The 12,868-nt window shown below is 71.2% G+C and carries 6 protein-coding genes; 3 read left to right on the top strand and 3 right to left on the bottom strand.

Translation table 11 applies throughout. The features are described from left to right. Nucleotides 1-40 precede the first annotated feature (40 nt). The gene (locus tag AAHM41_RS05445) at nt 41-1,072 is read right to left on the bottom strand and encodes a LacI family DNA-binding transcriptional regulator (RefSeq protein WP_342235503.1); all 1,032 of its coding nucleotides are present in this window, start codon (nt 1,070-1,072) and stop codon (nt 41-43) included. Nucleotides 1,073-1,222: 150 nt separating this feature from the next. On the opposite strand from AAHM41_RS05445, the gene AAHM41_RS05440 reads away from it, so the two are divergent. The 3 genes from AAHM41_RS05440 to AAHM41_RS05430 are packed head-to-tail and all read left to right on the top strand — an operon-like array spanning nt 1,223 to nt 3,870. Continuing rightward, on the top strand, nt 1,223-2,308 hold the full coding sequence (locus tag AAHM41_RS05440; RefSeq protein ID WP_342235502.1) for a fatty acid desaturase family protein: 1,086 nt from the start codon (nt 1,223-1,225) through the stop codon (nt 2,306-2,308). A gap of 26 nt (nt 2,309-2,334) precedes the next feature. Further along, on the top strand, nt 2,335-2,652 hold the full coding sequence (locus tag AAHM41_RS05435) for a MocE family 2Fe-2S type ferredoxin (RefSeq protein WP_342235501.1): 318 nt from the start codon (nt 2,335-2,337) through the stop codon (nt 2,650-2,652). 3 nt (nt 2,653-2,655) lie between these two features. Continuing rightward, a complete protein-coding gene (locus AAHM41_RS05430; protein WP_342235500.1) occupies nt 2,656-3,870 on the top strand; it encodes an NAD(P)/FAD-dependent oxidoreductase in 1,215 nt (404 codons plus the stop codon). A 26-nt stretch (nt 3,871-3,896) separates the two neighbouring features. Here the strand turns inward: AAHM41_RS05430 and AAHM41_RS05425 are convergent, their stop codons facing one another. Continuing rightward, entirely contained in the window at nt 3,897-10,427 is a 6,531-nt protein-coding gene (locus AAHM41_RS05425) for a type I polyketide synthase (protein WP_342235499.1), read from the bottom strand. Further along, complete coding sequence (locus AAHM41_RS05420) at nt 10,424-12,601, bottom strand: type I polyketide synthase (RefSeq protein ID WP_342235498.1); 2,178 nt, start codon at nt 12,599-12,601, stop codon at nt 10,424-10,426. The genes AAHM41_RS05425 and AAHM41_RS05420 overlap by 4 nt, the downstream gene beginning before the upstream one ends. Nucleotides 12,602-12,868 lie beyond the last annotated feature (267 nt).

The following is a 12,868-nucleotide window of genomic DNA, read 5'->3' as shown; positions in this document are numbered from 1 at the left end:
AATGAGGGAGAGGGCGATCAGCAGCGGGCCCCGCCACCCCTCAAATATTCTCCGACACATACAGCTCGAACGGCACCAGGATCTGGCCCGGCGGTTCGGGGGCGGGCAGCTCGACCGCGCGCACCATCGCCTCAACCGCCCGCGCTGCCAGGAGCGGGGTCGGAGTCGAGATCACTGCGGTCAGGACGCCGTCGATCAGGGCGGCGCGGGTCTTGGCCGTGAGCTCGTTGCACACGATCGCCACCGGCGCATGGGCCGTCTCCTGCCGCGCCGCGTCGATCACGCCCTCGGTGCCGCCGCCGCAGATGTAGAGGCCGACCAGGTCGGGGTTCCGGGCCATCAGGTCGTGCGTCGCCTCGCGCGCGATCCGCGCATCCTCGAGGTTGATCAGCGGCTCCAGCAGCTGGAACTCCGGCGCGTGCTCGCGGAAATAGGAGCGGAAGGAGATCTCCGCCGTCTCCTGGCACAGATAGCGGTGGCTGCCGACGATGATGCCGACCTTGCCGGGCGCCCGCGCCGTCTTCGCCACCATCCAGGCCGCGGTGCGGCCCTCCTTCCGGTTGTCGCGGCCGATATAGCCGGCCCGGTCCTCGGCCATCAGGTCGGTCAGGACGGCGAAGACCGGAACGCCGGCGCGCCGCAGATCGGCGATCGCCTCCGACACGTGCGGATGGTCGACCGAGACCACGGCCAGCGCGTCCACCCGGGCCCCGACCCGGCGCAGGGCCTCGACGATGGTCGCCGGCGACAGCTCCTCCATGAACTCGACCACGGCCCGGCCCCGCACCGCGGCACAGTCGGCGGTGGCGGCCTGAAGGTCGGCGGCGAGCTGCTGGTAGAAGGGAACCTCCCGCTTCTGCAGCAGGAAGCCGAAGGTGCGGACCGGCAGCTCGCCCCGCAGCCGCTGCCGCAGCAGCGTGGTGGCGTGATAGCCGATCGCCTCGGCGGCGCGCAGCACGCGCTCCGCCGTGCCCTCGCGCACCGGATGGCGCTGGTTCAGCACCCGGTCGACCGTGGCGACGCTGACGCCCGCCGCTGTGGCGAGGTCGGCGATGGTGGGGCGCCTGCTCATTCCGTGTCCGCTGTCAGATCCGATCAGGGCAGCCTGCCACGGGATGAGTGAAAATGATAGATTCTATCATACCCGCATTGAGGCAGGCGGAGCCTCGGGTTACGCTCCCTTCACATCTGCGGACAAGCGGAGGCGGTGCAGGAGGATGCGATGCCCGGGGAGATCGGCCGGAGGGACTACAGCCTGGTCGGGGCGGAGAGCCAGCGCGCGGTCGAAGCCGGGCTGGCCGGGGCCACCTGGTACGCCAGCCCGATCCCGCGCAAGGAGATGAAGGAGCTGATGCGCCGGTCGGACGGGCCGGCGATCCGCGACACGCTGATCTGGTTCGCGGCGCTCGCGATCACCGGCGGGCTCGGCGGGTTCTTCTGGGGCAGCTGGTGGGCCGTGCCGTTCTTCGCGGCCTATGGCGTGCTGTACGGCTCGGCCTCGGACAGCCGCTGGCACGAATGCGGCCACGGCACCGCCTTCAAGACCCGCTGGATGAACGACGCCGTCTACCACATCGCCTGCTTCATGATCCTGCGCGAGCCGACGGTCTGGCGCTGGAGCCACACCCGGCACCACACCGACACCATCATCGTCGGCCGCGACCCCGAGATCGCCGCGCCGCGGCCGCCCAGCGTCCTGAAGATCGTCCTGAACCTCTTCATGCTGAAGAGCAGCGAGGTCGCGATCCGCAAGCTGTTCGTGCACGCGGCCGGCCGGCTGACGGCAGAGGAGGAGACCTTCATCCCGGAGATGGAGCGCTGGAAGGTGTTCCTGGTCGCCCGGATCTACCTCGGCATCTTCGCCGCGGTGATCGCCGCCTGCCTGGCGCTGGGCAGCATCCTGCCAGCGATGTATGTCGGGCTGCCGACCCTCTATGGCGGCGGCATGGTCCTGTTCTTCGGCCTGACCCAGCATGCCGGCCTGGCCGAGGATGTGCTGGACCACCGGCTGAACAGCCGCACTGTCTACATGAACCCGGTGTTCCGGTTCCTGTACTGGAACATGAACTACCATGTGGAGCACCACATGTTCCCGATGGTGCCCTACCACGCTCTGCCGAAGCTGCATGCGGCGATGAGGCACGACTGCCCGCCGCCCTATCCGAGCTGCTGGGCCGCCTATCGCGAGATCATCCCGACCCTGCTGCGGCAGCTGCGCGACCCGCGCCACCACGTCGTCCGGCGGCTGCCCCAGGGCGCGTCGCCCGGGCCGGCGATCGGGGCCGCCCAGGCCATGCCGGCCGAATGACGCGCATCGACGAGAGAGGACACGGCATGGACGGCTGGATCGCGGCCTGCGCGGCGGATGAGATCGACGAGGAGGACGTGATCCGCTTCGACCATGGCGGCCGGACCTTCGCCATCTACCGCACCGAGGACGACCGCTACTTCGCCACCGACGGGCTGTGCACGCATGAGCAGGTGCATCTCGCCGACGGGCTGGTGATGGGCACGATCATCGAATGCCCGAAGCACAACGGCCGCTTCGACTTCACCACCGGCGCGGCCAAGGGCGCGCCGGTCTGCGTCGCCCTCAACACCTATGCGGTGAAGATCGAGGGCGGGCAGGTCTTCCTCCGGCTGGGATCCTGACGGATGGCCGGGATGGTGATCGTCGGCGCCGGCGAGGCCGGGGCCCGGGCGGCGACGGCACTGCGCGAGGAGGGCTGGGATGGCCCGGTCACGCTGGTCGGCGGCGAGATCCATCCACCCTATGAACGCCCGCCCCTGTCCAAGGCCGCGCTGCTGGCGGAGGCGGAGCCGGTCGCGACCACCGTGCTGGACCGCGACCGCGCCGCCGCGCTCGGCATCGATCTGATCCTGGGGACCGAGGTCACGGCGATCGACCGCGCGGCCCGCGCCGTGATCCTGGCCGACGGGCGCACCCTGCCCTATTCCCGGCTGCTGCTGGCGACCGGGGCGAGGCCGCGGCGCCTGACCCTGCCGGGCCATGAACGGGCCCTGTATCTCCGCCGCTTCGACGACGCGCTGGCGCTGCGGCCGCTGCTGCGCCCCGGGGTGCGGCTGGCCATCATCGGCGGCGGCTTCATCGGGCTGGAGCTGGCGGCGGCGGCGGTCGCCCGCGGCTGTGCCGTGACCCTGGTCGAGGCCCTGCCCCGCATCCTGATGCGCGGCGTGCCGGCCGGGATCGCCGCGGTGATCGCCGACCGGCACCGCGCCGCCGGCGTCGACCTCCGCACCGGCATCGGCATCGACCGGATCGAGCCGGACGCCGTGGTGCTGGCCGATGGCAGCCGGATCGCGGCCGATGCGGTGATCGCCGGCATCGGCGCGGTGCCGGAGACGGCGTTGGCGGAAGCCGCCGGCCTGGCGGTCGACAACGGCATCGCCGTCGACGCGACGCTGGCGACCAGCGACCCTGACATCTTCGCGGCCGGGGACTGCGCCGCCTGCGCCCATCCGCTGTATGGCGGCCGCCGCATCCGGCTCGAGGCCTGGCGCAACGCCCAGGACCAGGGCGCGCTGGCCGGGCGCAACATGCTGGGCCGCGGCGAGGCGATCGGGGCGGTGCCCTGGTTCTGGTCGGACCAGTACGAGCTGACGCTGCAGATCGCCGGCTTGGCCGATGAGGGGCGGACGACGGTCGCGCGGGACCTCGGCGACGGTGCGCAGCTGCTGTTCCACCTGGCGGCGGACGGCCGGCTGGTCGCCGCCAGCGGCGTCGGGCCCCTGGGCAAGATCGCCCGCGAGATCCGCCTGGCCGAGATGCTGATCGCCCAGCGCGCGGCCCCCGACCCCGACGCGCTCGCCTCGCCGGCGGTCCGGCTGAAAACCCTGCTGGCCGCCTGAACCAGACGAAGCGGGCGGTCTGCGGCCTACCCGATCAGCCGATCGAGCTCATCCATCAGTGCCGCCGCCGAAGCCGGGGCGGGCGCCGCCTCGGCCTTGAGCTTCACCACATCCTTGAGCAGGTAGCGGGCAATCTTCTCCAGCGTCGGATAATCGAACAGCAGCGAGGCCGGCAGCGCGCAGCCGAGGCTCTTGTTCAGGCGGTTGCGCATGTCGACGGACATCAGGCTGTCGAACCCCTGCTCGACCAGGGGCTGATCCGGCGCGATCGGCTCCGCATCGCCATAGCCCAGGGTCTGGCGAGCCAGATCCTTGAGATAGGCGAGCAGGAGCCCCTCGCGCTCGATCGGCAGCGCCGCGCCCAGCTCGTCGACGATGGCGCGGACCGTGACCGCCGGCGCCGCGCCCGCCGCCGGCTGGTCGGCCTGGGCGACCAGGGCGGCGAACAGCCCGGCCTTGCCGTCGAGCCCGTGATGCGCACCGTAGGCCGCCCAATCGATGTCGGCCACGATCGGCTGCACCAGGTTTTCCTTCAGGACATGCTTCAGCACCCGCAAGCCCTGCGCCGGGGCCAGCGCCCGGATGCCTTGCGCCGCGAACCGGTCGGTGTCGAGCTCCGCCGCCATGCCCGCCTCGGCCCAGGGGCCCCAGTTGATGCTGGTCGCAGCCAACCCGCTGCGGCGGCGGTGGCGGGCCAGGCCATCCAGGAACGCGTTGGCCGCGGCGTAGTTGGCTTGGCCGAGATTGCCGATGACCGCCGCCACCGAGGAGAACAGCACGAAGAAATCCAGGTCGAGATCGAGGGTCGCCTGGTGCAGATTCCAGGCGCCCGCGACCTTGGGCGCGAAGACCCGGTCGAACTTCGCCCGATCGAGATCGGCGATCATGCCGTCGTCGAGCACGCCGGCCGCATGGATGACGCCGCGCAATGGCGGAAGATCCGCCGAGACGGTGGTTAGGATGCGATCGACATCCGCCGCCGACGCCACGTCGGCGGCCACCACCGTGACCGTCGCGCCCTGGGCCTCGAGCTCCGCCAGCGCTCGTTTCGCCGCCTCATCGGGTCCCCGGCGTCCGGTCAGGACGACATGCCGGGCGCCCTCGGCCACCAGCCAGCCGGCGACCCGCAAGCCCAGCGCGCCGAGACCGCCGGTGACCAGATAGGCGGCGTCCGGCCGCACCAGCCCATGCGCCTCGATCACCTCACGCCGGTACTCTTCCTCCCGGCTCAGCACGATCTTGCCGATATGCCTGGCCTGGGCCATGAAGCGGAACGCCTCCTCGGCCTCGGCCAGCGGGAAGACCGTGCTCGGCAGCGGCCGCAGCCGGCCGTCCTCGAACACCCGCAGCAGGTCGTCGAACATGCCGGTGATCAGTGCCGGATCTTCCACCACCACCGCGGCCAGATCGAAGGGCCGGTAGAGCCAGCTGGGATCCTGTGCCCGCACCCGAGCCTCGTCCCAGATGCCGATCTTGCCCATCTCGAGGAAGCGGCCATGGGGCGCCAGCACCGAGAAGCTGGCCGGGATGAAGTCGCCGGACAGCGAGTTCAGCACCATGTCGACCCCGCGGCCGCCGGTCAGGTCGCGGATCTCGGCCGCGAAATCGGTGGTGCGGGAGTTCATCACATGGGTGACGCCCATCGCCTCGAGATGCCTGCGCTTCTCGGGCGAGCCGACCGTGGCGAAGACCTCCGCCCCGGCCAGCAGGGCGAGCTGCACCGCGGCAAGCCCGACGCCGCCGGCCGCGGCGTGGATCAGCACGCGGTCGCCACGCCGCATCCCGCCCAGGTGATTCAGGGCGTAATGCGCGGTGAGGAAGGTGGCCGGCAGGGTCACCGCCTCGACCACGCTGAGCGACCGGGGTTTGCGCACCACCAGGTGGCGGGCGACCGTCACATGGCTGGCGATGCAGCCGGGCGCGGCCATGACGATCACGACGTCGCCCACGGCAAGATCGTCGACACCCTCGCCGAGGGCGGCGACCGTGCCCGCGGCCTCGAAGCCCAGCAGACCGGCCTCTCCCGGGTACTGGCCCAGTGCGTTCAGCACGTCGCGGAAATTGAGCCCGGCGGCGAGAATGGCGACCTCGACCTCGCCGGCCGCGGGCGACCGACGTCGGCGGGTCCGGAAGACCAGGTCGTCGAGCGTCTGACGCGGCCCCTTGTCGAGGAAATAGGCTTCGTCGTCACCGGTCTGCGGCAGCCGGCGCGCCCCGTCCTTGCCGGCAGCGCCGGCCGGCGCGCCGACGATCCGGGCGGCGAAGGCCTGGTTGCCGCGACGCAGCGCCAGCTGGTCCTCGCCGGCCGGCGCCTGGACCAGGCCCAGCACGGAAGCGACCCCGGCGGGCGACGGCCCGGCTTCGAGGTCGACCAGGCCGCCCCAGATCTCCGGCATCTCGCGCGAGATCGCCCGGCCGAAGCCCCAGAGCGCCGCATCCGACGGCGACGCCGCACCATGATCCTCGCGCGCCACCGATTGTGCCTGGCGGGTCAGGAGCCAGAGCCGGAGACGCTCGCACCCCTCGGCCGCGCCGATCGCCTGGACGATGGGCAGGAGCAGACCGCAGGCATCGTGGCAACCCGCGACGGGCTGCTCGCCCGCGCCGCGATGGGCGAAGAGCAGGTTGACGCCGCGGGAGCCATGGCTGGCGAGCCAGGGCAGAAGAACACCCAACAGCCCGTCCGGATCGCCGGGATCGAAGGCGTGGCGGCCGTCGCCGACGGGCTCCGGCGCCTTGCCGGGGATCAGCTCCAGGCAATCCGCCCCTTGCCGGCGCAGCTGCGCTGCCAGGGCCTCGCCCCAGCCGTCCGGGCCGCCGATCACGACCCAGCCGAGCCCGTCCTGCGGCACCGGCTGGTCGGCAAGCGCCATCGGCTGCCAATCCTGCAGGTGGACCACACCGCGGTCGTCCGCGCGAAGGCCCTGATAGAGCGTATCGCGGTTCGTCTGTTTCAGCAGGAAGCCGGTGATCTCCAGCAGGGGCGCACCATCGCCGTCATAGGCCGTGATCTCGCTCTTCACCAGATCACGCGTCACGGTCACGCGCGTGTGGCAGTGCAGCGGCTGGGTCAGCGGGCCAAGAATCCGGACCGTCGCCATGTGCAGCGGGATCAGCACGCTCTCGCCGGTCAGCATCCGGGCCGCCGATGTCTCGCAGGCGGGGAGCACGGTCTGCAGCAGCGAGTCGATCAGGCCGGGATGGATCGCACCCTCGTCGATCCGATACGGCGCCTCGACCCGGCAGACGGATTCATTCTCGCCTTTGCGGATCTCGCGGACGCATTGGAATGTCGGCCCGGTGCGGTAGCCGAACGTCTCGATCAGCGCATAGAACTCGGCCGCCTCCATGCTGTCGGGGCAGCGATCGCGCAGGGCCGCAAGGTCGGCCCGCGCCGGCGGCTCGGCCTCCGACGCGGCGATCCGGCCGGTGCTGTGGGTGACCCAGGGGTCGGCGGGGTCGTCCGCCGCCTGGCTCACCAGCCGGTATGTCGGCTGGGGCCCGCCGTCCACGATGAGCTGGACCGTGCGGGGCTGGTCCGGCTGGATCACCAGAGGAGCGGTGAAGGCGACATCCTCCAGCGCCCTCCCCGCCCCGGCGGCGGAGAAGGCCATCGACAGATGCGCGGCCGCCGGCGAGATGATCTCGCCGAAGATCTGGTGGTCCTTGAGGAATGCCGGCTGCTCGGCGGTGAAGATCGCCTGGTGCAGCTCCGTGCCGGCCGGCAGGACCGCCGAACGGATGCGCTGGCCGAGATAGGGATGGGCGTTGCGCGCCGGAGCGGCGGCGTCGGCCGCGGCGGCATCGACGATCGGCGGGAGGTAATAGCTCCGGCGCTGGAACGGATAGCCCGGCACCGCGACCTTCCGGGCCTCGCTGCCGATGGCGACGGCCGTCCAATCGATGTCCGCGCCCTCGACGTACAGCACCGCGAGGCTCTGCAGCAGCTGGCGCCGGTCGTCCTCTGCCGGCTTCAGCGATCCCAGGAAGTGATGGCCCTCGGCCGCCAGGGTCTGGCGGGCCAGGCCGGTGAGGATCGGGGTCGGCCCGACCTCGAGGAAGACCGTGACGCCTTCGGCCGCCAGCGTCTCGGCGGCCGCGGCGAACCGGACCGGCGCCTCGATCTGATCGGCCCAGTAGCGGGCGCTGGTGAAATCACCCGCCTCGATCTTGCGGCCGGTCACCGTCGAGACCACCGGCAACCGCGGAGCCTCGTAGGATTTCATCGCGGCGGTGCTCGCGAAGGCTGGAACCATCGGCCGCATCAGGGTCGAGTGGAAGGCGTGTGAGACGCGGAGCGGCTGCGCCATCGTCCCGGCCGCCTCGAACCGCCGGAGGACATCCGCCACGACCGCCGCCGGGCCGGAGATGACCACCTCGCGCGGCGTGTTGATCGCCGCGATCGAGACGCCGTCGCCGGCCGTCGCCAGCACGGCCGACACCGCGGCTTCGTCGGCGAAGACCGCGGCCATGGCACCGCCCGGCGGCAGCTGCTGCATCAGCCGGCCGCGCTCGGCGACCAGGGCCAGCGCGTCGGCCAGGCTGAGGATGCCGGCGACATGGGCGGCCGCATATTCGCCGATGCTGTGGCCGCAGACGATGTCGGGCTCGACGCCCCAGGACTGCCACAACCGGCAGAGCGCGAGCTCCACCGCGAAGATCGCCGGCTGGGCGAGGCCGGTCTGCTTCAGCTCCTCCTCGCTCGCCACGCCGCCATAGAGGAGCTCGATCAGCGAGCGGCCGAGCGGGGCGCGCAGCGCCGCATCGCAATCGTCGATGACCCGGCGGAATACCGGTTGGCTCTGATACAGTGCCCGGCCCATGCCGATATGCTGCGAGCCCTGGCCGGTGAAGAGGAAGGCAACCTTCGGCTTGTTGCCGGGCGCGGTGGCGACGGCGACCTGACGCCTGGCGGTGCCGGCGAGATGGCTGCGGAGCGCGGCGGCAAGGTCGTCGGCACCGGTCCCGGTCACGGCCAGGCGATGGGCGAAATGGCTGCGCCCGGCGCCGGCGGTGAAGCAGGCATCGCCGAGCGGCTGATCCGGCGACTCGAGCCACTCGGCCCAGCGCTGGGCCAGCTCGCGCAGCGCCTCCGGGGTGCGGGCCGAGAGCGGCAGCAGCTGGCTGCCGGCCGCTTCCGTGCCAGCGCCCGGGCCGGTCGGCGCCTCCTCGAGGATGACATGGGCGTTGGTGCCGCTGAAGCCGAACGAGCTGATGCCGGCCCGGCGCGGCTTGCCGGCAGCGGGCCAGGCGGTGAGCTCGGTCGCGACCTTGAAGGGGTATTGCCCCCAGGGAATGTGCGGGCTGGGGTTCTTCAGATGCAGATGCGGCGGGATCTCGCCGTGCCGCAGGCATTGGATCGCCTTGATCAGCCCGGCGATGCCGGCCGCCGCCTCGAGGTGACCGATATTCGCCTTCACCGTGCTGAGGATGACGGGATCCTCGGCCGGACGATTGTTCTGCATGACACGGCCGATCGCCTCGACCTCGATCGGGTCGCCGAGCGCGGTGCCGGTGCCGTGCACCTCGACATAGCCGATGTCGGCCGGGGCCAGCTGGGCGCTGGCGAGCGCCTGCCGGATCACCTTCTCCTGAGCCAGCCCGTTGGGCGCCGTCAGGCCATTGCTCTTGCCGTCCTGGTTCACAGCCGAGGCGCGGATCACGGCCAGGATCCGGTCGCCCTGCGCCTGGGCGTCGGCCAGGCGCTTCAGCACCACCACGCCGCAGCCCTCGCCGCGGCCATAGCCGTTGGCTGACGCGTCGAAGGTCTTGCACAGCCCGTCGGGCGAGATCGTGCCGAGCTTCGAGGAGGCGATGTGGAACACCGGCGACAGGATGAGGTTGACGCCGGCCGCCAGGGCCAGGTCGGTTTCGCCGCTGCGCAGGCTTTGGCAGGCGAGATGAACCGCCACCAGCGAGGACGAGCAGGCGGTGTCGACCGCCATGCTGGGCCCTTCGAATCCGAAGGTGTAGGACAACCGGCCCGCCGCCGGGGCGAAGCAGGTGCCGGTCAGCGCGTAGCCGTCGATCAGGTCGAGCCGGCCCGAATGGCGATGCGCCTGGGCATAGTCGTCGCTGGAGATCCCGGCATAGACGCCGGTCCGGCTGCCGCGCAGCCCTGCCGGATCGAGGCCGGCATCCTCCAGAGCCTCCCAGCTCACCTCCAGCAGCAGCCGCTGCTGCGGGTCGAGGCTGGTCGCCTCCTTGGCGGAGATGCCGAAGAACGGCGCGTCGAAGCCGTCGACCGGCAGGTCGAGAAAATTGGCGCGGCCGGCATGGGTGCGGCCCGGCGCATCCGCCGCCGGATCGTAGAAGCGATCGGTCGCCCAGCGCTCCGGCGGCACCGGCGTGCAGGTGTGCTCTCCTCGGCGCAGCAGCGCCCACAGCGCCTCGGGATCATTGGCGCCGCCCGGCAGCCGGCAGGCCATGCCCACGACCGCCACGGGCTGGCCCTGCCGGGCCTCCAATTCCTGCACCCTGGCTTGGCTTCGTTTCAGCGCGATGAAGGTCTTCTTGAGGGCTTCCGCGGGGTTCCCAGGCGTCTGGATATCGTTCATGGCAAATCGACCTCGCGTTCGATCAAGGTGGCCAGATCTTCAACGGAAAGTTCATCGAGAAAGTCGTAGTCCCCGTCCGCCGGCGGCGGAGCGGCGGCGGCCGTGGCCGGGAATGACCGGTCCGCCAGAAAGAACTCCGCCATGCGGGTGATGGTCGGGTAGTTGTAAAGGAAGGTCGTCGGCACCGGCACGGCCAGTTCGGCCTCCAGCTCCCGCCGCAATTCGAGCCCCATGAGCGACGTGAAGCCCTGCTCGACCAGCGGGAGCTCGGGGTCGAGCGGTGCCAGCGGCTGGTCGCTCAGGACCTTGCGGGCGATGTCGTCGATCCGCCGCCGCATCCCGTCCGGCCCGTCATACGTCACCGGCCGGGGGGCCGGCGGCTGCGGCGCGGCAGCGGCCGGAGCGCCGGCAGCGGCCGCGGCGCCGACCACCGGGTCGACCCAATAGTGCTGGCGCTGGAACGGATGGCCGGGCAGCGCGGTCTTGCCGGCCCCCAAAGGCCGGTAGAGCCGCGCCCAGTCGACCTCCTCGCCCGCGATCCACAGGGCCGCCAGCTCACCCAGACGCCGGCGCCAGGAATCGCCGCCGGCCGGGGTTGGGGGGACGCCCCGCAGAGCCGCGGCCAGCTCCGCCGCGGTGCTGCCGACCACGGCCAGGCGGTGGGCAAAGGCCGTGCGACCGGCGCCGAGCGTAAAGCCGACATCGGCGAGGTTGCGTGGCGCGGCTTCGAGCCAGCCGGCCATGCCGGCGGCCAGTTCTTCGAGAGCCGCCGGGCTACGGGCCGACAGCGGCAGCAGCACGGCGTCCGACCGTCGCATCTCCCGCACCTTGGACGGCGGCTCCTCCAGGATGACATGGGCGTTGGTGCCGCTGAACCCGAAGGAGCTGATCCCGGCGCGACGCGGCCCCGCCGTTCCCGGCCAGGGGGTCAGCGCGGTCGGGACGGTGAGCGCCACCTCGTCCCAGGGGTGATGCGGAGTCGGCGTTCGCAGGTGCAGATGGGCGGGAATTTCGCCGTGGCGCAGGCACAGCATGGTCTTGATCAGGCCGGCCATGCCGGCACCGGCCTCGAGATGCCCGATATTGGTCTTGACCGACCCGACCAGCAGCGGGGAGTCCGGGTCGCGGCCGGCGGCGTAGGTGCCGGCGAGCGCACTCAGCTCGATCATGTCGCCGAGCGGCGTGCCCGTGCCGTGCGCCTCGACATAGGCGATGCTGTCGGCGGGCACGCCGGCCCGCGCCAGCGCCTGACCGATCACGCGCTCCTGCGCCTTGCGGCTGGGCGCGGTGAGGCCATTGCTGCGGCCATCCTGGTTGACCGCGGAACCGCGGCAAAGCGCCAGGATCCGGTCGCCGTCACGGCGCGCCTGGCCGAGGGTCTTCAGGACGACGGCGCCGCAGCCTTCCGCCCGGACATAGCCGTTGCCCGCGGCGTCGAACGCCTTGCAGCGACCATCGGGCGAGAGCAGGCCCATCTTGGTCAGGCAGATGAAGAGGTTGGGGGTCAGCAGCGCGTTGACGCCGGCGACCAGCGCCGCCTCGCACTCCCCCTGCCGGATCGCCTGGCACGCCAGGTGCAGGGCGACGAGCGAGGACGAGCAGGCGGTGTCGACCGCGAGGCTCGGGCCGTCGAAGCCGAACGCATAGGAGAGCCGGCCCGCCGCGGCTGCGAAAGAGGCGCCCGTCGCGGTGAAGGGGTCGATCGTGGCGCTGCCGGGCTGCCACAGCTTCGCGCCGTGATAATCCGTCGTGCTGATGCCGACGAACACGCCGAACGGCCTGCCGCGATCGGGGTCGAGCGCGACCCCCGCATCCTCGAGTGCCCGCCAGCCGACCTCGAGCAGCAGCCGCTGCTGGGGGTCGAGGGCCGCGGCTTCCTTGGGCGAGATGTCGAAGAACGCCGCATCGAAGGCTCCGGGGAAGGGCTCGGGCAGGAACCCGCCCCACCGCGAGGCCGTCTTGCCGGGCCGGTCCGGGTCGGGGTCATAGAAATCGGGTGACCAGCGGGTTGCCGGGACCTCCCGCACGGCGAACCCACCGCGCCGCAGGAAATCCCAGAACGCGTCCGGATCGTCGCAACCGCCGGGATAGAGGCAGGCGGCACCGACGATGGCGATGACCTCGTCCGGCGCAATCTCACGCCCGCCAGCCGCAGGCACCGAGCGTTCTAGCATGACCGCCTCCGCCGGCGGACTATCGATCCGTCGATGTCGCATTGAAAGGCCCAGGCCGGCCGAAGACATGCGAATAGCACTCGACGACCAAGCCGCCCCTCAATGGAGCGCGCGACATCATCAATACATGACACCATCAATCCTTCCCAATCACTATAATGAAGTCTGTATTGAAGTCCGAGCTTCGAAACAGATCTCCTTATGCGATTTCCAGGGCGATAGCTCTCCAGCCCCCCCGATCTCATCGGATCGGTATCAATACGGGGC

The sequence above is a fragment of the Inquilinus sp. OTU3971 genome (assembly GCF_038440215.1).
The sequence above is the reverse complement of the archived record's forward strand: the minus strand, read 5'-3'. Positions and strand labels throughout refer to the sequence as shown.